General features: G+C 62.7%; 18 protein-coding genes. 9 read left to right on the top strand and 9 right to left on the bottom strand.

Translation table 11 applies throughout. From position 1 onward, the window contains the following. Positions 1 to 19: 19 nt before the first annotated feature. Complete coding sequence (locus KDW95_RS20150; protein WP_255853557.1) at positions 20 to 505, bottom strand: hypothetical protein; 486 nt, start codon at positions 503 to 505, stop codon at positions 20 to 22. Between the two features lie 769 nt (positions 506 to 1,274). Between KDW95_RS20150 and KDW95_RS20145 the strand changes: the two genes are divergently transcribed. From KDW95_RS20145 to KDW95_RS20130, 4 genes are all read left to right on the top strand, one after another. Next, entirely contained in the window at positions 1,275 to 1,994 is a 720-nt protein-coding gene (locus tag KDW95_RS20145; RefSeq protein WP_255853556.1) for an ABC transporter ATP-binding protein, read from the top strand. After that, positions 1,982 to 2,791: an ABC transporter permease gene (locus tag KDW95_RS20140; protein ID WP_255853555.1), complete on the top strand. Its 810-nt coding sequence runs from the start codon at positions 1,982 to 1,984 to the stop codon at positions 2,789 to 2,791. The genes KDW95_RS20145 and KDW95_RS20140 overlap by 13 nt, the downstream gene beginning before the upstream one ends. Positions 2,792 to 2,969: 178 nt before the next feature. Next, positions 2,970 to 3,626, top strand: a complete 657-nt coding sequence (locus tag KDW95_RS20135) for a peroxiredoxin (protein WP_255853554.1) — start codon at positions 2,970 to 2,972, stop codon at positions 3,624 to 3,626. A 236-nt stretch (positions 3,627 to 3,862) separates the two neighbouring features. Continuing rightward, a complete protein-coding gene (locus KDW95_RS20130; RefSeq protein ID WP_255853553.1) occupies positions 3,863 to 4,432 on the top strand; it encodes a hypothetical protein in 570 nt (189 codons plus the stop codon). 42 nt (positions 4,433 to 4,474) lie between these two features. Here the strand turns inward: KDW95_RS20130 and KDW95_RS20125 are convergent, their stop codons facing one another. Then, positions 4,475 to 4,909, bottom strand: coding sequence for a DUF4124 domain-containing protein (locus KDW95_RS20125; protein ID WP_255853552.1), 435 nt, complete (start codon positions 4,907 to 4,909; stop codon positions 4,475 to 4,477). 167 nt (positions 4,910 to 5,076) lie between these two features. Then, positions 5,077 to 5,934, bottom strand: a complete 858-nt coding sequence (aroE, locus tag KDW95_RS20120) for a shikimate dehydrogenase (protein ID WP_255853551.1) — start codon at positions 5,932 to 5,934, stop codon at positions 5,077 to 5,079. A gap of 362 nt (positions 5,935 to 6,296) precedes the next feature. Between aroE and KDW95_RS20115 the strand changes: the two genes are divergently transcribed. Next, positions 6,297 to 7,022, top strand: a complete 726-nt coding sequence (locus KDW95_RS20115) for a DUF4124 domain-containing protein (protein WP_255853550.1) — start codon at positions 6,297 to 6,299, stop codon at positions 7,020 to 7,022. A 302-nt stretch (positions 7,023 to 7,324) separates the two neighbouring features. Here KDW95_RS20115 and KDW95_RS20110 read toward each other — a convergent pair whose 3' ends face one another. Genes KDW95_RS20110 through KDW95_RS20095 form a run of 4 tightly spaced genes read right to left on the bottom strand, consistent with a single transcriptional unit; the run spans position 7,325 to position 11,454 of the window. Continuing rightward, a complete protein-coding gene (locus KDW95_RS20110) occupies positions 7,325 to 8,398 on the bottom strand; it encodes an ABC transporter substrate-binding protein (protein WP_255853549.1) in 1,074 nt (357 codons plus the stop codon). Beyond that, a complete protein-coding gene (locus KDW95_RS20105; RefSeq protein WP_255853548.1) occupies positions 8,398 to 9,843 on the bottom strand; it encodes a sensor histidine kinase in 1,446 nt (481 codons plus the stop codon). Before KDW95_RS20105 ends, KDW95_RS20110 begins: the two co-directional genes overlap by 1 nt. Next, positions 9,818 to 10,528, bottom strand: a complete 711-nt coding sequence (locus tag KDW95_RS20100) for a response regulator transcription factor (protein ID WP_255853547.1) — start codon at positions 10,526 to 10,528, stop codon at positions 9,818 to 9,820. Before KDW95_RS20100 ends, KDW95_RS20105 begins: the two co-directional genes overlap by 26 nt. 20 nt (positions 10,529 to 10,548) lie before the next feature. Continuing rightward, entirely contained in the window at positions 10,549 to 11,454 is a 906-nt protein-coding gene (locus KDW95_RS20095) for a transcriptional regulator GcvA (RefSeq protein WP_255853546.1), read from the bottom strand. Between the two features lie 570 nt (positions 11,455 to 12,024). Here KDW95_RS20095 and KDW95_RS20090 point away from each other — a divergent pair. The 3 genes from KDW95_RS20090 (at position 12,025) to KDW95_RS20080 (ending at position 16,454) form a co-directional block, all read left to right on the top strand. Then, entirely contained in the window at positions 12,025 to 13,128 is a 1,104-nt protein-coding gene (locus KDW95_RS20090; RefSeq protein ID WP_255853545.1) for a 4-oxalomesaconate tautomerase, read from the top strand. A 113-nt stretch (positions 13,129 to 13,241) separates the two neighbouring features. Further along, on the top strand, positions 13,242 to 14,369 hold the full coding sequence (locus KDW95_RS20085; RefSeq protein ID WP_255853544.1) for a Bug family tripartite tricarboxylate transporter substrate binding protein: 1,128 nt from the start codon (positions 13,242 to 13,244) through the stop codon (positions 14,367 to 14,369). Between the two features lie 63 nt (positions 14,370 to 14,432). Next, on the top strand, positions 14,433 to 16,454 hold the full coding sequence (locus KDW95_RS20080) for a tripartite tricarboxylate transporter permease (RefSeq protein WP_255853543.1): 2,022 nt from the start codon (positions 14,433 to 14,435) through the stop codon (positions 16,452 to 16,454). Between the two features lie 522 nt (positions 16,455 to 16,976). On the opposite strand, the gene KDW95_RS20075 is transcribed toward KDW95_RS20080, so the two are convergent. Both KDW95_RS20075 and KDW95_RS20070 read right to left on the bottom strand, forming a co-directional pair. Continuing rightward, the gene (locus KDW95_RS20075; protein WP_255853542.1) at positions 16,977 to 20,753 is read right to left on the bottom strand and encodes a translocation/assembly module TamB domain-containing protein; all 3,777 of its coding nucleotides are present in this window, start codon (positions 20,751 to 20,753) and stop codon (positions 16,977 to 16,979) included. After that, positions 20,750 to 22,522 (bottom strand): autotransporter assembly complex protein TamA, encoded by a 1,773-nt coding sequence (locus tag KDW95_RS20070; protein WP_255853541.1) that lies wholly within the window; start codon positions 22,520 to 22,522, stop codon positions 20,750 to 20,752. The genes KDW95_RS20075 and KDW95_RS20070 overlap by 4 nt, the downstream gene beginning before the upstream one ends. Before the next feature lie 314 nt (positions 22,523 to 22,836). Here KDW95_RS20070 and KDW95_RS20065 point away from each other — a divergent pair, with 314 nt between their 5' ends. Further along, on the top strand, positions 22,837 to 23,337 hold the full coding sequence (locus KDW95_RS20065; protein WP_255853540.1) for a SixA phosphatase family protein: 501 nt from the start codon (positions 22,837 to 22,839) through the stop codon (positions 23,335 to 23,337). The last annotated feature ends 29 nt before the right edge of the window (positions 23,338 to 23,366 follow it).

The raw sequence follows: 23,366 nt of genomic DNA, 5'->3' as shown, positions 1-23,366 counted from the left end.
TGGTGCTCCTTATTCTCTTTTATTTTTCCTCTCGTTCCCGGCCCATGGTCTTTTCAGGTATTCCTGCATCAGGCATAACATCTAATGTGATGGAATCTGCGTTAATACTCGTTACGGTAAAGACATAACCGAAAACCCGTTTCCTGCGTGCTTTTCTGTGCGCCTGTTCCGGCATATTTCCACTAAATCGGTATTTTACGGTTTCCTCCTGGTTTCCCATTCTGAGTCGCAAAAGCGCACCCAGCGGGCAGTCATGACAATCCTCTTGAGGCCCTTTTATTGCTATCGCGGTTACCTCTATCGCGGTGCCTTGCAGGGATACCGTTTGACCCCGCTGAAGATTAAGCACCTCTGGCAGAGGCTGATTCTCAGGATCCGAAGCGAATACCTGCAGCGCGCAGAAAAGGTAACAGAGCAGGATAAAAAGCCACCTGTAACGCCCGGGATACCCGAGTGGGCCCAGGGGAAGCGCAAATGCCTTGCCCCGCATATTCCCGACGATCAAACCCTGACTCCGGCGCCACCTATGGCCGGGCTGAGACCAACCTCGACAGGGCGCTGTCGCTATAACGCGCAGCATTGCAACCCGTTTCGGTACAGAGTACCCAGGCGATTCCCGGTTCCAGCCTCGCCGTCGCAAACGAAGAAGCATGCCACCTGCCTCCCTTAAATATTCTGCCAGCGGGTTTCCCGACCCCACTAATCACCACTGAGTTATTAACCCGGAGGAAAATATACCGGCCTGTTTATAGCGCTCTGCGCAAGCGTGCAACAACGAAGAACACATCAGTAATATTTAGCCAATGGCAGAGCGCTGTCGAATACCCCAAAAAAGTTGACAAACCGGACAGTTCCTTTCGCGGCAATGCAAATAAAATCAACCACCTCCACGTATATAGATCACGAAAGTCAGCATATTTACCCAGTTTCCCGGACAAACCTGTATCACATCCGAAACAGAATGATGAATTTTTTCAATACACTACTTATCTGTAATGCAGAATTGACATCTTTAGCGGATAAAAAAGTTCTATTCATTAAAGCTGTCTCTTCTATGCAACAGCTGCATGCAGAATCACGCGCGCCGAAGATAAAGGTGAGAGGCCATAGTGCACCCTGCTCGATACTCCCGGTGCTTCACTGCCAACAGGCCACGACAAAAGTAGAGCCCCTCCCGGCACAGCTGCACCTGTTCACTTGTCGCCGTGAATCTGCTGCACTGCAGCTCGCACTACACTGATACAGCGCGTCCGCCGCAAGCCCCGGGAGGAACAGTGGAACCTGCACACACAACCATCAAAGACACCCGCAGCCCGTCGTCCGTTGTTCAGGAGGCGAACGCCGGCACCCTGCTGCAGGCGCGCAACCTGGGCCTGCAGGGCGAGGGGCGCTGGGTGTGGCGGCGGCTCGACCTGGCAATCACACCCGGTGAGCGGGTTGGGCTCACCGGGCCTTCCGGCAGCGGCAAAACCGCGCTGATGCGCATTCTGGCCGGACTCATGCCTGCCACCGAAGGCGATATCCTGCTTGAGCAACGCGCCCTGCCGCACTGGCCGATGCCGGAGTATCGCAGCCGTATCGGCTACCTGGCGCAGCGACCGGAGCTGGGCGACGGCGCTACCGTGGAAGCCGTGCTGAACGCCCCCTTTACCTACCGCAGCCGCCGTCATCAAGCCTATCCGCGCCAATGGATTGAGCAGGCGCTTGAAACCCTGGGGCGCGACAGCAGCTTCCTGCAACGCCCTGTGGCCTCGCTTTCAGGGGGTGAACAGCAGATTGCCGCCCTGTTGCGGTTGCTGGCATTGCAACCTTCAATAGTGCTGCTGGATGAACCCACGGCGGCGCTGGATACAGGCTCGACCCGGCAGCTGGAGTCCCTGCTGGACGCCTGGCAGCACGCAGCCCCTGATCGCAGCTGGCTCTGGACCAGCCATGACGGCGCTCAGCTCGAACGCATGAGCACGCGAACCCTGGCACTGCCATGGAACCCCTGATCACCGAGGAGTACTACTCCCTAAGCCTGGCCCAGGTTGGACTGGCGGCACTGCTGTTGCTGGTCAACGTTGCGCTCTCGATCGGCCTGCAGCTGGGGCTGACCCGCTCGCTGCTGGTGGCCAGTGCCCGCATGACGGTGCAGCTGCTGCTGGTTGGCCTGATCCTGGAATGGGTGTTCGCGTTGCGCGCCCCGCTGCCGGTACTGGGCATCGCCCTGGTGATGGCCACCCTCGCCGGAGTGACCGCCGCCGGCCGCACCCGGCTGCGCTTTGCCGGCATGTATTGGGACAGCCTGCTGTCTGTCCTGGGTGCCGCCATGCTGGTGACCGGGGCGGCGCTGGCGGGCATCGTTCGGGTCGAGCCCTGGTACAACCCGCAATACCTGATTCCCATGCTCGGCATGGTACTGGGGAACATTCTTAACGGTATCAATCTGGGGCTCGACCGTTTCACCACCTGCCTGTTCGACCGCAGCGCCCTGATCGACAGCCGCCTGGCGCTGGGGGCCACCCGCTGGGAAGCGGCGCGCAGCGAGATCCGCGAAGCACTGCATACGGCCCTGACCCCCGCCATCAACAGCATGCTGGTCATGGGCGTGGTCAGCCTGCCCGGCATGATGACCGGCCAGATCCTGGCCGGTGCCGCCCCCACCGATGCCGTGCGTTACCAGATCGTGATCATCTTCATGATCACCTCGGCCGCGGCCCTGGGCTCACTCGGTGCCATCCTGCTGGCCTACCGGCGCCTGTTCAATGCCCGCCACCAGTTTCTGAAGCAGCTGCTTGAGAAACGCTAAGCGTCATAGGCATCGACGGCTGGGGAAGTACGCCGCCCCGCACTTCTATGGATATAACCACAAAGCCTATTGCGACAACCGAGCCGCGCCCGGTGTGTCGGCTATAACTAGAACGGCTCTGCCTCTATCCATGAGCCAAGTATCCATCCTCTTAACCCGCAAACCAAGGAGCCACATTATGGCTGTTCGAATTGGTGACGAAGCGCCGGACTTCAGTGCAGACACCACCGAAGGTACCCTGCAGTTTCATTCCTGGATCGGCGACAGCTGGGCCATCCTGTTTTCCCACCCCAAGGACTTCACCCCGGTATGCACCACGGAACTCGGCTATATGGCCAAGCTCAAGCCCGAGTTCGAGCGACGCAACTGCAAGGTTATCGGCCTGAGTATTGACCCGGTCAGTGACCACCACGCCTGGATGGGCGATATCGAGGAAACCCAGGGCTGCGCCGTCAACTACCCGATGATTGGCGACCCGGACCTGCATGTCGCCAAGCTGTACGACATGATTCACCCCAATGCCAGTGGCGACAAGGCGCGTACCGCCGCCGACAACGCCACCATTCGTTCGGTGTTTCTGATCGGGCCGGACAAGAAGGTCAAGGCCATGCTCACCTATCCCATGAGCACGGGCCGCAACTTCGACGAAGTGCTGCGCCTGCTCGACTCCTGCCAGCTCACCGCCAAGCACAAGGTGGCCACGCCGGTGAACTGGAAACAGGGCGAAGACGTCATCATCGTGCCGGCGGTCTCCGATGCCGACGCCAAAGCCAAGTTCCCCGACGGCTGGAAGGCGCCCAAACCCTACCTGCGTATCGTGCCGCAGCCAAAGTAGTGCCAGGCGGGCGATGGAGCGGCCGGCCGCGTTATCCGCCTCGCCATCGCCAGCTCATTTAGCCTGCGCACAGACGCCTCAAGACCAACTCCGGTTGCCCGCAGCGGGCCAATGTGGTTGTATTCATGCTCGCCGAAGAAAACACGTGCCCGATATGCCTCGGGGTAGCGCGCAGGATCGATTGCCAACCTGCACCTTGCCTTTCCCGATCGCAGGTCGCTTACCACTAGAGAAACATGATGGATCAACAAGTTAATCTCTGCCTGGGTGGCGATCTCGCCAACTTGCACAGTCTTGGCTGGATTGCCACCGACCTGCACCGGCTGATCGAGCTGTCCGACCTGCTGGCATCCGGCGACCTGGAGCCGCTTGAGCGCTACTTCGGCCCCCAGGCTCGCCCGTCCAACCGCTATAAAAGCTTTACCGCCAACGGCCACCGCCCGCTTGCCGACATCAGCCTGCAGGACGATGGCCGGCTGGCGCTGAACATCCCCAATCTCAGTGTGGCCGGCGCCATTGTCATGCCACTGGTGCAGAGCGCCGTGACCAGCCTGCTGAAAAAGACCGATACCCCGGCGGAGTTTCGCCTGACACCGGCAGACCCGGGCCTCAAGCGCGTAATGCAGGCGTACGAGCGGGGTGATTTTGGCAGCGGCAACGATGGCTGCCAGACCCTGGCCTTCGTGCTGACAGAGCTGAACTACGAGGTGGGTTTTCTGTCTCGCCATGCCGAGCTTATCGAGCACTCCGTAAGCCGTTACGCCACGCGCATTGCCCGCACCATTCGCAAACAGCTGCGCGCCTGAGCTGGCGCGTCGCCGGGTCATCAGCCTTCACCGCAGCAGGACTCAGGGAGCACGGCCTTCAGCCCGCTCGCGCAGCTGCTGTGACACCGTTTTGGGCTTGTCACGCTCATAACGCCTGGTGGCTTCGCGCCGGCTCCTGATCTCGCCGATACGCTCGCGCCGGTCATAATCCCGCAGGCGCTGCGAGCGGCTGCCAAGCGTATCCCGCCTGCGCTCCCGATCCGGAACCTCCGCCACCGCATCGGGCTCCGCCAGGGGCCCGGGCGCTGCGCTTGCCTCCTTGCCAGGCACGGGCAGCACCTCACAGGGTTCAGCTGCCCCCGGGTCACAATCCGGCTCGGCCGGCCTGGCCGGCGGCATCGACACCACCGATATTCGCCCGGGACGCACTTCCTCGACCTCCACACCCACCGGTGGCACGCCACTGAAATGCAGCACACCCCGGTCATCCCGCCAGCGGTAAATCGGGTCTGCCATTGCAACAGACCCCACGCATACCAAAAGCGGCCAGACACACCATCGCCACAAAGCCATGATCCTGCTCCCGTTGCCGGCCCCTTTCGGAGCCATCTGCAGCATTCGACCGACAGGCGCTGGCAGGGTTGCATCGGCGGCCCCGCAAGATGCCGCCAGGGCCAAAACAGCTAAGCGGTCAGTCCCAGCACCCGCTCAAGGCAAGCGCGCATCACCCGGGCATCCGCTTCGATACCACTCCAGTAACGAATTGCGATGCGCCCCTGGTTCACCAGCATCCCGAGGCCATCCAGCACCCTGCAGCCACGCGCCTCGGCGGCCCGGATCAGCGCCGTGCGCGGCGGATTGGGAATCGCATCGGCCACCACCAGGCCTGGGCGCAACGACGCCAGATCGATATCCGGGCAGGCCTCCAGGTCCGGGTAAAGCCCAATACTGGTAGCATTCACCAACACATCGGTGCCGGCAGGCACCGCAAAGGTACGATCCCAGGGCACGAAGTCCGCCCTGGCAGGCGTCTTGCTGTTTATCAGGTGTGCCAGTGCCTGGCCGCGCCCCGGATCACGATTGAGCACCCAGATCCGTGCCACACCGGCCAGCGCCAGCTCCACCGCCACGGCCCGGGCTGCACCGCCGGCCCCCAGCAGCACCACCGTCTTGCCTGCCAGATCCAGCACCGGTGCCAACGACTCGACAAAACCCTGGCCATCCGTGTTCTCGCCCTCCAGGCGATCCCCACGACGCACCACCGTATTCACTGCGCCAATAATACGCGCCGACTCACCCAGCCCATCCAGATGCTCAATCACCGCCACCTTGTGCGGAATCGAACAGTTAAAACCCGCCCAGCCCATCGCCCGCGCACCGAGCACCGCCGCCCCGAGATCCTCTGGCGCCACCTCGCAATTAATGTAGCGCCAGTCCAGCCCATGGTGACGGTACGCCGCCTCCATCATTGCTACCGTGGGATTCTCCGCCGACGGCCGTGAGAAAGACCCGGTCAGTTCACTCAGAAAATTAGCACTCATTACAGGCTCCCAATGGCAGATGAACGAGGGTGCCGGACAGGAGCGTTGCTGTCAGCGCCGCCCGGCTCCGAATATTGCACGGGTTCCATGCTAACAACCTGCCCGCACGAACCGATTTCAATTGTTGCAGGCAGAGAATGCTGGGGCAGTATTAGCAGCCTGCGCGGAATCATGAACAACCTGCATGGCAGAGCCGGTATCGCGCTCGTTCTGGTCCGGATGCGGTGAACCTTTCAATACGCCCGGTACGACCGCCCAGAAAGTCGAGGTGCCAGGCAGTGGCATTTTCAGCTTCGGTACAGTGGCCGTCCAGTCGCCTCGGGTTCTACACTGATCGGTATCGGTACAGCAGGAGTTCCTTCATGCCGCGCTGCAGCCTTGCCCTTGTTCTGATGCTGTTCCTGGCCAGCCAGGTTCAGGCCGGCGTGTACAAGTGCGAGGGGCCGGATGGCCGGATCAGCTTTTCCGGCAAGCCCTGTGCGCAAGAGAAGCGGCAGCTCGAACACCGGCTTTCAGCCGAGGAACGCCGCCTTGCAGAGGACGCTGAAGAAGCAGAGGCGCAACGCCGGCAGGCCGAAACGGCCGAAGCACCGCAGGATGCGTACAGCCGGCTCATGCAGCGGCTCGCCGGGCAGGTCTACCGCCGGGCGGGGCCGGTGGCCGAACCGGACACCGCGCTGCAGCCCGAACCCGTGCCGGGCACAGTGCCCGAGGTCGACAACCTGGTGGAGGGGCTGGTTCACAGGATGGAGCAGGGGCTCACTTTTGAGGTCGAACCCGGCAGCAGCTTCGATCCGGTAAGCAACAGCCCAGGCGATGCCTCGGTGCAGCAGGTCGCCGCCTACCTGGCCGCCAACCTGTACAACCCCGCCTCGCTCGAGGTCATCGAGTGGGGCCCCGTGCTGAAGGTGGTGCAATTCAACCCGCAGGATTTCAGTTCCTGGAAGGAGTACCGGGTCAGGCTCAGGTTCCAGGCCAAAAACGGCCTCGGCCACTTTGTTCCGCTCGACCAGGTGTTCATTATCAGCAGCGATGCAAGCGTGCAGCGGGTAACGGATTTCGATGGCCGCCCGCTGCAGGATTATTGAGTCTCCAAAGTGGCCGCGGCGATTTGTCAGCGCCGGCGATTATTAACCCGGGTTAGTCTATGAAACGCGGATGTTTCATCATTGAGCCTTCCGTTGAAATGAAGAGCCCAATGCGAACCCCATCCCTTCACCCGAGGGAATCCAGCACGTACACGCACGTGCGCCCATGCTTGAAGGATGAAAAGTGTGGAGTGATTGACAAATCAGGGAGGGAACCTGTTTGCCAGCAGGTTAATAAACGCTCAACCAGTCCCGACGCCGAAATCGCGAGCCATGACACTTGTCGAGCTAAGTACTGTTCGCTATTCGCGTGCCCCGAAGGCATCGCGCCATTCCTCCAGGGCCAGGCTGCGCTTCATCCCATCCGTCAACACCAGCAGCGACACGCCCAGCGGGACAGGCCGTAGCGGACTGTTGTTGGACAGCCGTAATTTCTGGGCGCCGGTCTCGCCCGAGACTTCTTCGCGGATGGGATACAGGCTCGACTGGTCTGCCAGTATCTGCTGGCCCTGCAACGACAGCATGAAGTCGAGAAAGCGTTGAGCGTCCAGGGTATTTTCGGCCGCCCTGGGAATAAAGGCACTGCGCATGATGACCGTGGTGTAGTCGCTGGGCATGATCACGTTCAGCACCGGGTACTGCCGCGCCCAGGCATGGGCATAGGAGCCCAGCACGTTGTAGGCGATAACGATCTGGCCCTCAGCCACCTGCTGCAGCATGGCGGCACTGCTGTTGAAGAGCCGGGCGTCATGCAGGCTGAAAGACTCCAGCAGGCGGCCGTTGCTGGCGGTGCGCAGATTGTCGTGAGACCAGACCAGGTAGCCAAGACCAACCTTTTCGATATCAAAGGTGCCAATGCGGCCGCGTACCTGGTCCCCCTTGCGCCGGATCAGGTCGATCAGTTCAGCGCGGCTCGAGGGCAGCGTTTCGTTGTCCAGAAAACCGCTGTTGATCACCATCACCGCCGGCTCGTAGGTGATGCCGAAAATCTCGTTGCGCCAGCGAGCCCAGTCCGGCAGCGCCTGCGTCTGCGCCGAGCGGTAGGCCTGGGCATGGCCATCGTTGACCAGCTTGAACTGCAGGTCCATCGCCGAGCTCATGACCAGGTCCGGTGCGCGCGGCAGCTGCGCCAAAAAGCGGTGGTACAGCTCCTGGGTACCGAACTCGCGGTACAGCAGCCGCACCGACGGATACGCCCCCTGGTAGGCCTGCAGCAGGGGGGCGATGGCCGCGTAGTCGGCGCCACCATAAATCTGTAATACCGCGCTTTCCTGCTGCCTGGCGGGCAGTTCCCACAGGGTGTCGGCCTGCGCGGAACCAAGCAGCGAAAGTAACAGCCAGCCCGGCAGCAGGGCGGCGATCCAGGGCAAGCGCATCAGGGGACACTCCGGCGGTGAAAGCGTACCGTAACCACCAGGCCCGCGGGCTGGTTGTCACTCAGTTTGAGGGTGGCTCGGTGGTAGCTTGCCACCTCCTTGGCAATGGCAAGCCCAAGGCCCGAGCCGGTACGGCTGTTGCCCGGGCTGCGGTAAAAGCGCTCGAACACCAGTGGTTTTTCGGCATCGGGTATGCCCGGCCCGGCATCGGCTACCGCCAGGCTGACATGGCCCGCGCTCTGGTGCAGCTCAATGCGCACCTCGCTGCCCGGGTCGCTGTAACGAATGGCGTTTTCCAGAATGTTCTGCACCATCTGGCGCAACGCAAAGGCATTGCCCTGCACCCAAACCTCGCTGTCGCCCTCAAAGCCCAGTTCCACACCCTGCTCCAGCGCGGGCAGCGCCAGCTCGCGGCACAGCTCCAGCACCAGCGTATCCAGCGCCACCGGCTGCATCTGCTGGCTGCGCAGGCGATGGGCCAGCACCGCTTGGTTGAGCAGCTGATTGACGGTATCCGTAAGGCGATCCGCCGACTCCAGCACCCGCCCCAGCTGGCGGCGGCGCAGACTGGCATCGTCTTCGTCCAGCGCATTCTGCGCCTGGGAGCGAAGGCCAGCCAAAGGCGTGCGAATCTGGTGTGCCGCCTCGCTGGTAAAACGCTGCAGCCCATCCAGGGTGCCGCCAAGCTGCTGCATGAAATGGTTGATAGTACCCACCAGCTTGGATATTTCCCGCGGCACGGCCACATCCAGCGGACTCAGGTCCACCGACGAGCGCGTAGACAGCGCCCGGTTGAGCCGCTCCAGCGGGCGCAGCGTCATCCAGATGCCAACCGACACCAGCAGCAGCGCCACGCCAAACAGCAGCGCGATCAGCTGCAGTGCCCGCAGGCCGATATCATCGGCGAGCGCCGTGCGGGCCAATACCGTCTGGCCAACCTGGATCTGCACGAAGCCACTGAAGTCGGTCTCGGTCAGCAGCCGTTCGAGCACCAGAAAGCGCACGGCTTCACCCCGGTAGTCAGCATCGAAAACCTGCGTTCTGAAGCCATCGCCGGCAGTGCCACCACTGCTGTCGAGCACCCTTTCCTCCCCCTGCCGGGCCGGGGGCCTGGGCAGGTCGGCATAGCCGGTAATGTGCTCACCCCCCGGCCCGCCTATGCGGTAGTAGACGCGATCATCCGGCGCCAGTGCCAGGGTTTCGAAGGCGGCGCGGGGCAGGTCCGCCACCAGCTTGCCGTGGCGCAGCGAGATCTGTTCGGCGATCTGCAGGGCGGCGCCATTTAACAGGCGATCGTAGGACAGTTGTGCCGAGCGCTGGGCGTAGCTCTGCGCTGCCCGCACCGCCAGCAGGGATACAATCAGCAACAGCAGACCGGTTACCCACAGCAGCTTGCGCCGGATCGACCAGCGTGCCAGTTCAGGCAGGCGCATTTTCGACCACATAGCCAAGCCCCCTGAGCGTGCGTATCTGCACCGAACTGTGCGTGAGTTTCTTGCGCAGGCGCGCCACATACAGCTCAATCGCATTGGCGCCCGGCGTTTCATCAAAGCTGTACAGGTGATCCAGCAGCTCTTCCTTGCTCAGCACCCGGCCCTGGTGGCTCAGGAATATTTCCAGCAGGCGAAACTCGCGCTGCTTCAGCGCCACCGGCTCACCGCCCACCGTTACAGTGCAGGCGTGACGGTCCAGCTCGGTATTGCCCAGGCTGAGCCGATCCTGCGCCTGGCCCTGGCTGCGCCGCAGCAAGGCCCGACTGCGGGCCTCCAGCTCGCCAAAATCGAACGGCTTGGTGAGGTAGTCATCGGCGCCCAGGTCCAGCAGGCTGATGCGGTCTTCGATCTGGCCGCGCGCAGTCAGTACCAGCACCGGAGTCTTGCTGTTGCGCTGCCGCAGCCGGGCCAGCACCGGAGTCTTGCTGTTGCGCTGCCGCAGCCGGGCCAGCACCTGCTCGCCTCCCAGCCCCGGCAGGTTCAGATCCAGAATGATCAGATCGAACGCCTGGTGCCGCAGAATGCTGTCGGCGCGGCCGCCATCGGCGGCCACATCGGCGGCGTGCCCCTGCTTGCAAAGGCGCCGGCTAATGGCCTCGGCCAGGGTCTGGTCATCTTCCACGATAAGTATACGCATGCTGCCTCGTTTGCCGGGGTTTACTGGGCCGCCGTTATTTCCTGCTTGATCCACTGCACAAAGCGCTGGATATCCGGGCGATGCAGGGTGTTACGCGTGCAAACCAGATAATAGCTGTGCCGAGCCTGCACGCTGATATCGAACAGCCGCACCAGGCGACCGGCTCGCAGATCATCGGCCGCCAGCACACTGCTGCCCAGCGCAACCCCCTGGCCGTCCATCGCCGCCTGCAATACCATGCTCGACATGCTGAAGCGCGGCCCGTTAACCACCTCCAGCTGCGGCACCGCGGCCGCGGCCAGCCACTGGCTCCAGCCCGGAAATTCGCGATCGTCGGCCCGCCCCTCGAAGTGCAGCAGGGTCTGGCCCGCCAGATCCACGGGCCGGTTAAAGACACAGCCCCGCTCCAGCAGGCGCGGGCTGCACACCGGAAAGATGACCTCGTCGGTCAGCGCCTCCATGTGCAGACCCCGCTCCTTGGGCGGCCCGTAACGGATGGCCAGGTCCACATCCTCGTAGGAAAAATCCACCAGCCGGGTAGACGCATCCACCCGCAGGTCGATATCCGGGTGGGCCTTGCGAAACAGCTCCAGGCGCGGCAGCAGCCACTTGGCGCCAAAGGACGGCGCCACGCTGATGGTGATCAGGTTCTGATTGCCAAATTCCTGTGCCCGGGTTACGGCCTGGTTCAGCAGTTCAAAACCACCCTCGATCAGCGGCAGCGCTGCTCGCCCGGCTTCTGTCAGGCGCACCGACTTGTTCAGGCGCTTGAACAGGTCGACACCCAGAAACTCCTCCAGCAGCTTGATCTGCTGGCTCACCGCACCGGTGGTGACATGCAGTTCATCGGCCGCCTGTTTCAGGCTCTCGTGCCGACCGGCGGCTTCGAATGCGCGTAGCGCTTTAAGGGGGGGTAGTCGTCGCATGGTGCTCGCTCTGGCTCCGGCTGCTGCGTCCCCGGCTGGGGGCTTTCGCCAAATAGTATAGATTAGCTAAATCAAATGGAAAATATTTCGATACCAGCAGCAAAGTCGATCAAAATATAACCACATTTTTTATCCATGCAGCGTTTTAGATTATCTAACCAAAAGACATTTTTACCCCCGGCTGTTCAGCGCACCCGACGCTAGTCCGGCCAGTTGCCGGAGGCCCCCTACCCAGCTGAGCCAATTCCAGCAAGAACTGAGAATTACACCTGCTTAAAACATTAAATATCAATAACTTAAACAACAAAAATCGTGAATAACTAATTATAACCCGTGGAAAAATTCTGCTTATGCACAGGAACTCCATTGCCTTAAATAGAGCTCAAAAGCTTTGAAAAAAAACTTGATAGTTTATTTTTTCTATATCAGAAGCGTAAATTATATGGTTTGTCCAGCCAAATCCCTGGGCGTATCTTGGCCACAAATCAGCCAGCACCGGCTGACACACCCGAAAGATGAAATAGAAATATTAAATCTTTACCAGGCCAACGACCTACCAGGATCAAGATCATGCAGACAGCCATTCCCTGCACCATCATGCGCGGCGGCACCTCCCGCGGGCCCTACTTCCTGGCCTCCAGCCTGCCCGCTGACTGGCCCTCCCAGGAAAAAGTCCTGCTGGCGGCACTCGGTTCCCCCAGCGCGCAGCAGATCGACGGCATCGGCGGCGGCACCTCCCTGACCAGCAAGACGGCAATCATCTCTGCCTCCAGCCGGCCGGATGCGGATGTCGACTACCTCTTTGCCCAGGTTGGCATCGATACGCTGTCGGTGGATATTGCCCCCTCCTGCGGCAACATCCTGGCCGGTGTTGGCCCCTTTGCCATCGAGTCCGGACTGGTCAAGCCCCAGGGGGATGAAACCGTGGTGCGGGTGTTCAACGTCAACACCCGCAAGCTGATCGAAGTGCGGGTAAAAACGCCCAACGGCGAGGTCGAGTACGAAGGGGATACCGCCATCGACGGTGTGACCGGTACCGCCGCCCCGGTCCTGCTCAACTTCCTCGATGTCGCCGGCAGCAAGACCGGCTCCCTGCTGCCGACCGGCAACGCCTGGGACCTGATCGAAGGCGTCCCGGTCACCTGCATCGATGCGGCTGTGCCGATGGTGGTCATCGCCGCCGAGTCCCTGGGCAAGAGCGGCGCCGAAACCAAGGCCGAGCTGGACAGCGACACCGACCTGCTGGCGCGTATCGAAAGCATCCGCCAGGCCGCCTCCTGGAAAATGGGCCTGGGCGATGCCAGTGGCAAGGTCATTCCCAAGGTGTCGCTGGTATCGGCGCCGCAGCATGGCGGCAGCCTCTGCTCGCGCTACTTCGTGCCCGATAACTGCCATGCCAGCCATGCCGTGACCGGTGCCATCTGCGTCAGCACCTGCGCCATGGTGCCGGACTCCGTCGCGGCACCACTGCTGGGCCGGGTATTCGGCACCTCCACCCTGCGCATCGAGCACCCCAGTGGCCAGATCGAGATCGTGCTGGATATTCAGCCCGCGGCCAAGGGCATCGATGTGCGCAGCGCCGGCGTTGTCCGCACCGCCCGCAAGCTGATCAGCGGCAACCTGTTTGTGCCCAGCTTCGTCTGGCACGGCGCCCAGGGATCCAAGGCATCCTGAGTAAAACATCCTGAACAGGTCCCCATGACAGGCTGGTGACAGCTTGGGGGCCTATCTTCAGCCTCACCCCGAGCCTGCAAGGCCCGGGACCCACAATAAAAGAGACCCAAAACATGAAAAATACCCACCGCACTCTTGTCAGCCTGTCCGCCCGCGCCGTCCGTCCCCTCGTGGCAGCCATTGCCTGCGCCGGTGCACTCAGCGCAACCGCACCCGCTTTCGCCGCCGACTTTGATGGCGCCCGCATTGAAATGACCATGCCCTTCAAGGAAGGCGGCGGCACCGATACCTGGGGCCGCTTCTATGCGCCGCTGATCAGCGAACAGCTGCCCGGCCAGCCCGTTGTTGTGGTCAAGAACATCCCCGGCGGCGGCTCCACCAGCGGTGCCAACCAGTTCCAGCTGCGCGCCAAGCCCGATGGCCGCGACATTTTCGCCTCCTCCGGCTCGACCATGTTCCCCTATGTTCTGGGTGACAAGCGCGTGAAGTACGAATACAAGGACTGGACCGCCGTGCTGGCGTCCCCGACCGGCGGCGTGGTTTACATCAGCTCCGACCTGGGCGTCAAGAACGTCGCCGAGCTGGTCAAGCTCAAGGACGCAGACCTGAAATACGCCAGCCAGGGCGCGACCAGCCTGGACCTGATTACCCTGCTGTCGTTTGAAGTGCTGGGGCTGGATGTCAAAGCGGTCTTCGGCATGAAGGGACGTGGCGAAGCCCGCCTGGCGTTTGAACGTGGCGAAGTGAATATCGACGACCAGACCACCTCCGGCTTCATCAAGAAGGTGCAGCCGCTGGTTGACGAGGGCAAGGCCGTACCGCTGTTCAGCTGGGGGGTGCTCGGCAAGGACGGCAAGATTCAGCGTGACCCGACCTTCCCGGACCTGCCGCACTTCGTAGAAGCCTATGAAATGGTGCACGGCAGCGCACCGAGCAGCGAACGCTTCCGCGCCTGGAAATCCTTCTTCGTGGCCGGCTACGCCGCCCAGAAAGGCCTCTTCCTGCCCAAGGGCACACCGGATGATGTCGTACAGGCCTACCAGGAAGCGGCCAGCAAGGCCGTCGCCGTACCGGGATTCAAGGAAAAGGCCCAGGACGTACTGGGTGACTACGACCAAGCTGTGGGCGAAGAAGCCCGCATGATGTTCGCCGAAGCCGTGAGCATGGATGATGAAGCCAAGGGCTGGGTCATCAACTGGCTCAACACCAAATACAGCGCCGGCCTGCAAAGCGAAGAATAAGCCCATACCCAACCAAGGGCGGGATACCCCGCCCTTTTCGCACCCTGTTCAGTGGTGACCTCCATGCTCGACACTCTGATTACATCGCTGCTGACCGTGCTCAGCATGCAGCATATTCTCTATCTGGCCGGGGGCGTCTTTCTCGGCCTGATGATTGGTATTTTTCCCGGTCTTGGCGGTATCGCAGGCCTGTCCCTGCTGCTGCCTTTTCTATACGGAATGGACCCCATCTCTGCCCTGGCCATGCTGGTCGGCCTGGTGGCGGTCATTCCCACCTCCGATACCTTTACCTCGGTGCTGATGGGCATTCCCGGTTCCAGCGCCTCCCAGGCAACGGTACTGGATGGCTTCCCGATGGCCAAGCGGGGCCACGCGGCCCGCGCTCTGGCCGCCGCCTTTACTGCATCCCTGTTCGGTGGCCTGTTTGGCGCCCTGATGCTGACGGCCTTCGTACTCATTGCCCGTCCGCTGATCCTGGCGTTCGGTTCGGCCGAGCTGTTCATGCTCACCCTGCTGGGTTTGAGCATGGTGGGTGTGCTGGCCGGTAACAGCCTGGTGAAGGGCATCAGCGCCTGCGGTATCGGCCTGCTGCTGGGCAGCCTTGGGGCCGCGCCCGCCACCGGCGAATACCGCATGTCTTTCGACAATACCTACCTGATGGACGGCATTCCGCTGGTCGTCGTTGGTCTGGGCATTTTCGCCATTCCGGAAATTATCGACCTGCTGCGCCAGAACCGCGCCATCGCCGAAGCCGCCGCGCTGGGCAGTGGCTGGGTTGAAGGCTTCAAGGACGTTATCAAGCACAAGTGGCTGTCGATTCGCTGTGCCATTCTCGGCACCCTGATCGGCGCGCTGCCGGGCCTTGGCGGCAGCGTGGTGGACTGGATTGCCTATGGCCACGCGGTGCAGACCACCAAAGCCAAAGACAAGCCGGAATACGGCAAGGGCGATGTACGTGGCGTCATCGCGCCTGAATCCGCCAACAATGCCAAGGAAGGCGGCGGCCTGATCCCGACCCTGCTGTTCGGTATCCCGGGCTCTGGCAGCATGGCTGTCTTCCTCGGCGGCATGGTACTGATCGGCCTGGAACCCGGCCCCGCCATGGTGGGCGCAGAACTGAGCACCACTTACACCATCGTCTGGTCACTGGCGCTGGCTAACGTTATCGGCGCCGGCTCCTGCCTGCTGATGTCCAAGTGGGTCGCCCGCCTGACACTGATTCCCTATGCACTGATGGCCCCCTTCATGCTGATGGTCATCTGCTTTGCCGCCTTCCAGGCAACCCGCAGCCTGGGTGACCTGGTTGCCCTGCTGGCCATCGGTGTTCTGGGCGTGCTGATGAAGCGCTTTGACTGGCCGCGCCCCGCCTTCCTGATCGGCTTCGTGCTGGCCGGTGGCATGGAAACCTACCTGTACCAGGCGGTGCAGTTTGATGGCTGGTCCTTCCTGACCAAGCCTGGCGTCATGATCATTGCAGCCATCACCGTGGCCTCGATCTACTTCGCCGTGCGCTCCAAGCCTGGCAGCAAGCAGGACGACAGCGCGACCACCGACACAGATACCGGCACCGAGAGCGCCGAGGCGCCCCGTCGCCGCGCAACCAACCTGCGTCCGCAGATCGTGTTCGCCGTTGCCGTGGTGGGCCTGTTCGGCTATGGCCTCTACGATGCCCTGCAGCACTCCTTCCTGGGCGGTGTTTTCACCGCGGGACTCTGTGCGATCATGCTCGCCATGTCGCTGGTGGTGCTGGTCAAGCTGCTGCGAGGCAAGCTGGACGATGCGGTGAACTTCGACAACGAAGTGGAAGCCGGCTACAGCACCGACAGCAGCATCACCAGCCTGCCGCACTACGTCTACTGGCTGACGGGCCTGATACTGGGCTGCTACCTGTTCGGCTACCTGATCGCCATTGGCCTGTTCTTCGTCATCTTCCTGCTGCTGAAAGCGCGCACCTCGATGATAAGAACCCTGTCCCTGACCTGCGCCGCCATCACCTTCCTGGTGGTGCTGTCCCACCTGATGGTGCTGGACATGCCCCGCGGCCTGCTGCAGGAAATGGTGCAACTGCCCTGGCCCCTGAGCTAAGGCTCAGAGGCGAGGGGCAAGGGGCGAGGGGCGAGGGGCGAGGGGCAAGCTGAAAGCCGGAAGCTGTATGCCGGAAGCTAAAAGCCAAAAGCCAAAAGCCAAAAGCTGGGAAGACAAACAGGCTAAACCTGAAACCAGGCGCCACCCATTTGACATTCAAGGAGGCAAACCACCCTTAAACCGCAGAGCAAACGCAAAAGGTTTTATGAGTGATTGTTGATTGGCACCGGCCCCGCTTATGCGGGGCCAACTTTTTGCAGCCAAGGCTGAGCTGGAGGTTAAAAGCCGTTATTCGTTATTCGGAGCAAGCATCAGGCTGGGCGATGCAGGAATTCGCTACGCTCACTATCAACCGACGGCGTGCTGGCTCTGGCCCCGATTTTACCTTGCCCCTTGTACGGCCTAGGCTTCACCACACCAATCACTAATCACCAATCACTATCGCCTTGCCCCTTTTACCTTGCCCCTTGCCCCTTGCCCCTTGCCCCTTGCCCCTTGCCTCTTGCCTCTTGCCCCTGATGATCAGCGCTCCAGCTGGTAGAAGATATCCGCGCCACTGCCGGCGGTGCCGGTGTTGGACTCGAACGACCAGCGATCGCTGAGCTTGTAGCGCATCAGGAAACTGGACGCCGGCGACAGCAGGCCCACGCCGTATTTCACGTACAGCCTGGGAGACAGGTACTTGCCGATATAGAAGGAGGTGTCGTCCAGGGTGTCGCCACCGCCCACGCCCACTTCATCCACGTTGAGCGCATCCGCCAGGCGTTCCCCCACGGCATTGCCACCCTTGCGACCCATGGCCAGCGCCAGCTTGACCAGCATTTCCTGCTCGCTGGCCGACGCCGTGCCCGGTGCCCGGCCCAGTATCAGGTAGGACAACAGGCTGGTATCCGGCATGGACGGTTCGGAAAACAGGGTCAGCTTGGGCACCCGCAAGGTTCCGGTGACGCGGGCACCAACCTTGACCTCCTCGACTTCACGCTCCACGCGCATATTGAGGCCGGGGTTATCCACAGGCCCGCCGGTATAGATAAAACTGCCTCGGGAAATATTCAATGTCTGGCCATAGAGCTCGTACTCACCACTGGCCACGCCGATATTGCCGGTGGCACGGGTGCCACGGCGGTTGTCTTCCTGCAGTACCAGGCCGCCGGCCAGGCGGCCGTTGAAGCCAAAGGCATCCACCAGCACCTTGTCGCCCAGCGTGACCCGCAGATTCAGATCCAGCGCCGGGCCCGCCACCTGGGCTTCACCCACCCCCTGGGCATTGACCACCACCGCATCGGAGGACACCGCCACGGCATTGCTCAGCTTGGGCGGCTTGATCAGGGCTTCGGGCACCTTCAGCTCACCGCCCACGGCGATGCGCCCCTCATCCATCGTCACCAGCATGTCGGGGGAGATAAACACCTGTATTTCCGGCGTACCCACGGCCTGGAAGCGCTCGCCGTTAATGCTGATACTGCCGGTCTGGGCCAGGGGTTCGAACTCACCGGACAGCGCCAGGGTACCGCCACCCGAGGCCATGCTGCCGTCCAGCAGCAGGTACTCGGGCCGGGCCGGGTCATCCCGCAGCCGCACGCTCAAATCCGCCAGCGCGATACCGGCGGCAGGCAGCTCTATATTGCCGTTATCGAGATTCAACTCGCCCTGGATGCGTGGCGCCGCCAGGCTGCCACCCAGGGTCAGGTCGCCTTGTACCCGGCCGCTGCGCACCTTCATGTCCGGCACCAGCAGGGAGAGAAACTTCAGATCCTCGATCGCCAGCCCCACCTGCCCCTGCAGCCGGCCGGCACCGGCCAGGTCATCCACCGTGACCGAGCCCTGTACACGACCATCGACTTCATCCATCAGCAGGTTCAGATCCAGCGCCGCCTTCTTGTCGCTGCCACTGGCACTGACACGGGCGTCGGTAAAGCTCAGTTTGAGTCCTTCGTCGGGCAGCGTCAGGCGCGCCTGCTGCAGCGACACCTGCGCCTCGTAAGCCAGGGCGCCCCTGGCCGAGAGGCTGCCGGAGGCATCGGCACTGACATGGCCGGCGATCTCGGTGGTGGCGGGCAGCCAGGGGGCCAGCAGGCTGAGCGGCAGCTCGCGCAGGGTCAGATCGCCCCCACTCTTGCCCTGGGCCTGCCACTGGCCGTTGAGGCACAAAAGGCCCTCGCCGCTGCTGGCCTTGAGACAGAGCGCCTCGGTGCTGGCCTGGCTGGCGGCCAGTTGCAGCGGCGCCGGTGCCTGCAAGCGCCAGGCGCCGGCATCGGGCTGGCTGATATCCAGTGTCGCCAGGGTGCCGCGCCATTGCTGCTTGTCATCCAGCCCGCCATCGAGTGCCAGGCTCAGCTGGGCGGCGCTGCTGTCAACATCCAGCCGCAGGCTGTGATCCTGCTGCACCCCGCTGCCTTGCAGACTGAGGCTCTCTACCGGCTGGCCTGCCAGCAGCAGCTCCTCGGCCTTGAGATCGACCCGGGCCGGCGTTTTCCAGCCCATATCAACCGCCACCGTGCCGCCGATCTGCCTGAGCCGGTATTCGCCAAAGCGCAAGTCGGTGGCGTCGATACTGGCGTTGACCTGCGGCGCCTCGGCGGTCCCCTCCAGGGTACCGCCCGCCTTGATGGCGCCCGCCGCCTGGGGCAGCAGAGCGGCCAGGTCGCTGGCCAGCAGCTGCCAGTCCAGTGCCAGCTTGTCCGCCACCTGTCCCTGCACGTTGAGCCTGGCATTGCCCCAGCCCAGCGCCAGCTGACCGATATCCAGCGCCGTGCCCTTCACCTTGACCTGGCCGGCACCACTGAGCGGCTGGTCGCGCAGGCTGCCCGAAAACGCGGCAATATCCAGCTGCGCCCGGGGTTCGCCGTCCACCAGCTGGCCCTGGGTTTTCAGGTTCAGCCCAACGGCGCCGGTCCAGTCTGGCCATTGCAGGCCTGGGTTGATGCCGTCGGCGCGCACCTGCAGATCCCACACCGGTTGCGGTGTCCAGCCGGCACTGCCTTGCAGCACCAGCTGACCGCCCAGGGTATCGAGGGTCAGCGCCAGCGCTGGCATTTGCTCCAGGCTACCCTGGCCGGTCAGGGCCACGCCGGTGGCCGGCAGGCCTTCGCCACTGACCTTGCCATCCAGCCGGAGGCGGTAGTCGCTCAGTGGGCCGCTAATGTTCAGCGTGCCGCTTTCACTGGCAAACTGCGCCGGCAGCTGTGCCGACAACGGATAGCGCAGCCCCGTCCAGCGCAGCGCCAGATCCAGTTCGGGAGTCTGCTGCAACGCCAGCACCTTGCCGGACAGGGTCAGGTCCGTGCCGCTTTGCGGCAGCTGGACCCGGGCGCGGGTCAGGTTCAGCTGTTCCGCGCTCGCCTCCAGGCTGCTGTCCAGTGTCAGCGCGCCCACCTCGGGCAGGCTTCCCGCCAGGGCGATAGCACCCGTTGCCGAGGCCAGGTCACCGCTGAGGTTCAGGCTGCCGCTCACGGCATGGCCCGCCAGATCGGCCGCAAAGGGCGCCGGATCAAACCGCGCCAGATCCAGCGCCAGCTGCCAGCCGAGCTCCCCCAGCGGCTGGGCAACCTTTGCCACCAGTGCCGCCTCGGCCAGTCCCTGCAGCTGTTGCTCCAGCGTCAGCAGGGCGTTCTCGCCCAGCAGCTCACCGCCCAGGGTGCCGCTGCCACTGATCTGGCCACGCTCCGGAATCGGTGCGCTCCAGTCCAGTGCCAGTGCCAGCGGGTAATTGCCCGCGGCCGTCAGCTCTCCGCTGAGGTTCAGCTCGGCCAGCGGCGACTTGAAGCTGAAACGATCCAGTACCACCCGCTCCAGCTCGTTGTGGGCCCCGAGCGCCACGGCTTCGATCAGGATCGTATCGCCCTCGGCGGGATGGATGCGCAGACCGCGTCCGTAGATTTCGCCAACCTGGAATGCCAGCGGCAGGCGCACGGACTCCGGCAACGCCAGCGGGCCGGCGGGTTCAGCCGGCGCGGCCTCGGCGGCCGGCGCAGGCAGCCAGACATCCAGCTCCTCCACACCCAGACGCTCCAGCTCGACACGCCCGCGCAGCAGCGCCGCCGGACGCCAGGCGAACTCGATACGCCCGGCCTCGACGCGCAGCTCATCAAGCGCGTAGTTCAACCCCTGGATATCGAGCTGCTTCAGCAGGGCACCGTTTAGCGAGCGATACCCCAGCTGCCCGGGAATCAGCGGTTGCAGCTGGTTAAACAGGATACGGGTGCCCTTCTCGGTCAGGCCAATGGCGGCCACGCCCGCCACCAGCAGCAACACCAGAACCAGCAGGCCGAGCAGAATTCGCAGCGTCCAGCGCTTCATAGGTCAGGCCCCAGGGTGAAGTGAATGCGAAAGCCTGAATCGTCCAGCGGCTTGGCCAGATCCACCCGCACCGGGCCTATGGGCGACTGCCAGCGCACGCCCACCCCGACACCGTTCTTGAGCGGCTCCGAGAGGGAATCCAGCGCATTGCCGGCATCGTAAAACGCCGCCACGCGCCAGCTTTCGGCAACGAGGTAATCCACCTCGGCACTGCCCACCAGCAGGTAGCGCCCACCAACGACGTCGCCATTGCTGCCCACCGGGCCCAGCTGCTTGTAGTCGTAGCCGCGCACACTGTTGTCACCGCCTGCGAAGAAACGGTGCGACGAGGGCATGAGATCAAATACATCCATCGCCGTCGCCCCCACTTCTGCACGGGTCAGCAGGCGGGTTCGATTCCCCAGCGTCAGTACATGCTTGCCCTTGAGCTGCGCCTGCACAAAGTCCGCCTCGGACAGCAGCACTTCGCTGGCGGCATCCAGTTCGAACGATATGCGGTAGCCCCGGGACGGGTTGAGCGGGTTGTCGGTCTGGGTGGTTGACCAGCGCATGCCGGGGATCAGGAAGCTGGTGCTGCTGGTTTCGTCGTCCAGGGTAAAGCGCTCCTGCTCCCAGTCGACGGACAGCAACCGCTGCCAGGGACCAAGCTGCTTCTGCCAGAGTACGCCCAGGGTGAGAATTTCACTGTCGGTCGTGTCGGTTTGCTCGGTTTCCCAGGCCAGGCGAGCACTGTAGCGATCGCTTTGCGGCTTCTGGCCGGGAATGTTGTATTGCACCGCCGCGGTGGACTCCACCTCAGACAACTGCATGGCACCGGTGTAACTGTGGCCGCGGCGGTTCACCCAGCGCCGGTTAAGACTGGCACTGAGCCGCGCCCCGGTATCGGTGCCGTAGCCGGCGCCAAAACGGTAGGCCGTACGCTTGTTGGGCTCCAGGTTAACCCCGATGGGCACTACCTGGTCGACCGCCTGATCCCAGCTGGGCTGCACTTCCACACGGCTGAAATAGTCGCTCTCCGACAGCCCACGCTGCAGTTCCAGCAGGCGCCCGCTGGACACCGGGTCGCCGGATTCGAAGGGTACGTAACGCCGCAACAGGGCGTCCCCCACGGGCGCGTCGGAGAAATTCACCGCACCGATGCGATAGCGCGGACCCGAATCCAGCTCCAGCTCGATATCGGCCTGGTTCAGCTCCGGATTGATCAGCAACTGCTGGCGGCTCAGCACGGCTTCGTAGTAGCCCCGCTCGGAAGCCAGGGACTGCAGCCGGCTTTTCAGCGTTTCGTAATCGGCATGGCGCAGAGGTTGACCCTTGCGCAGGCCGTTGTCCGCCAGCGCCTGTACAAACTGCGGATCGGTTTGGGCTTCGCCGGTGATGACAACATTGATGTTTTCCAGCCGCACCTGCGGGCCCGGGTCCACCCGGTAGCGCGCCAGCCACCGGTCCTGCTGATCGAGCAGCTCGGCCTGAATGCTCGGCTGGTAGTAGCCAAAGGGCTGCAGCGCGGTTCGAATCTGCTCCTCGGCCTGGCGGTGCAGATACTGCAACCGGCTCGCCATGGGGGCTGCGTCGCCCTTGATGCGCTCGATTGCCAGAAACGCGCGAATATTGTCCGCAAGCTCGCCGGGCAGGTCCGCGCTCAGACCTTCAACTTCCACCGCGAGAGCACGCTCCACGACAACCGGGTCATGCTGGGCCGCCTGTACCGCCGCCGGGGACACACACAGCAAACAGCTCAGCAGCCATCCTGGCAATTTTTTATTGATCACTCACTTAAGCCTTCTGATTAATCTTTTAGCGTCACCGTTCACGCAACCTCCGCCAGAACCACAAAAACCTCCGCCCGCCTGGCTTGAGCCCAAGCTTACCGAGTTTTGACGGCGGGGTAACGCCCGCGAGGCCAGGCAGCTGAAAATCGGACTGAATGGAGGGATAAAACAGGGTCAGTGCCGTTGTACGTCGCCTGAATCCTTTCAGACCACCCGTCTCGGTACGCGAGCCCGGCGCGGGCGCGCCCCGCTGGCTGGTATTTCCGCCACTTTCGACCAATACTGCTACGGAATTCCGCCACCTGGCAATCACCATGAGAAAGCTCACGCTGATCCGGCATGCCAAGTCCAGCTGGGCCGATCCCCTGCTGAACGATTGCGATCGACCGCTGAACAAGCGCGGCGAGAATGACCTGCCCCTGATGGCCAAGCGGGTGCGCGGTTTCGGGCTTTTCCCGGACCGCATTCTCAGCAGCGGCGCGTTGCGCGCCCTGACCACCGCCGAGGCGCTGGCCGATACCCTGGAACTGGCCCCGGAGCAGCTGCGCGAACTGCCGGACCTGTTCGAGTCCTGTTGCGAAACCCTGCTGCACGTGCTGCAGCAACAACCCGACCATTGTCACCATCTGATGCTGGTGGGGCACTCACCGGGGCTCGAAAGCCTGGCGTACTACCTGACCCACGAGCCACTGCAAAAATTCCCGACCTCGGCAGTGCTGCATATACATCTGAGCATTACCCGCTGGTGCGAACTGGCCGACTCCTGCGGCACCATCGAACTGTTCGACTACCCAAAACTGCACCGGGCTCCCTGATCACGCACCTGCAGCAATTCATGCCACGA

The organism is Marinobacterium rhizophilum (assembly GCF_024397915.1).
Taxonomy (GTDB): domain Bacteria; phylum Pseudomonadota; class Gammaproteobacteria; order Pseudomonadales; family Balneatricaceae; genus Marinobacterium_A; species Marinobacterium_A rhizophilum_A.
Note: the sequence above shows the minus strand (reverse complement) of the source record. Positions and strands in the feature narration are given on the sequence as shown.

Bases quoted from the DNA above. Each gene is read 5' to 3' on its own strand.
- KDW95_RS20140 (WP_255853555.1), top strand. From the start codon at position 1,982: ATGGAACCCCTGATCACCGAGGAGTACTACTCCCTAAGCCTGGCCCAG.
- KDW95_RS20135 (WP_255853554.1), top strand. From the start codon at position 2,970: ATGGCTGTTCGAATTGGTGACGAAGCGCCGGACTTCAGTGCAGACACC.
- KDW95_RS20130 (WP_255853553.1), top strand. From the start codon at position 3,863: ATGATGGATCAACAAGTTAATCTCTGCCTGGGTGGCGATCTCGCCAAC.
- KDW95_RS20125 (WP_255853552.1), bottom strand. From the start codon at position 4,909: ATGGCAGACCCGATTTACCGCTGGCGGGATGACCGGGGTGTGCTGCAT.
- aroE (WP_255853551.1), bottom strand. From the start codon at position 5,934: ATGAGTGCTAATTTTCTGAGTGAACTGACCGGGTCTTTCTCACGGCCG.
- KDW95_RS20115 (WP_255853550.1), top strand. From the start codon at position 6,297: ATGCCGCGCTGCAGCCTTGCCCTTGTTCTGATGCTGTTCCTGGCCAGC.
- KDW95_RS20110 (WP_255853549.1), bottom strand. From the start codon at position 8,398: ATGCGCTTGCCCTGGATCGCCGCCCTGCTGCCGGGCTGGCTGTTACTT.
- KDW95_RS20105 (WP_255853548.1), bottom strand. From the start codon at position 9,843: ATGTGGTCGAAAATGCGCCTGCCTGAACTGGCACGCTGGTCGATCCGG.
- KDW95_RS20100 (WP_255853547.1), bottom strand. From the start codon at position 10,528: ATGCGTATACTTATCGTGGAAGATGACCAGACCCTGGCCGAGGCCATT.
- KDW95_RS20095 (WP_255853546.1), bottom strand. From the start codon at position 11,454: ATGCGACGACTACCCCCCCTTAAAGCGCTACGCGCATTCGAAGCCGCC.
- KDW95_RS20090 (WP_255853545.1), top strand. From the start codon at position 12,025: ATGCAGACAGCCATTCCCTGCACCATCATGCGCGGCGGCACCTCCCGC.
- KDW95_RS20085 (WP_255853544.1), top strand. From the start codon at position 13,242: ATGAAAAATACCCACCGCACTCTTGTCAGCCTGTCCGCCCGCGCCGTC.
- KDW95_RS20080 (WP_255853543.1), top strand. From the start codon at position 14,433: ATGCTCGACACTCTGATTACATCGCTGCTGACCGTGCTCAGCATGCAG.
- KDW95_RS20075 (WP_255853542.1), bottom strand. From the start codon at position 20,753: ATGAAGCGCTGGACGCTGCGAATTCTGCTCGGCCTGCTGGTTCTGGTG.
- KDW95_RS20065 (WP_255853540.1), top strand. From the start codon at position 22,837: ATGAGAAAGCTCACGCTGATCCGGCATGCCAAGTCCAGCTGGGCCGAT.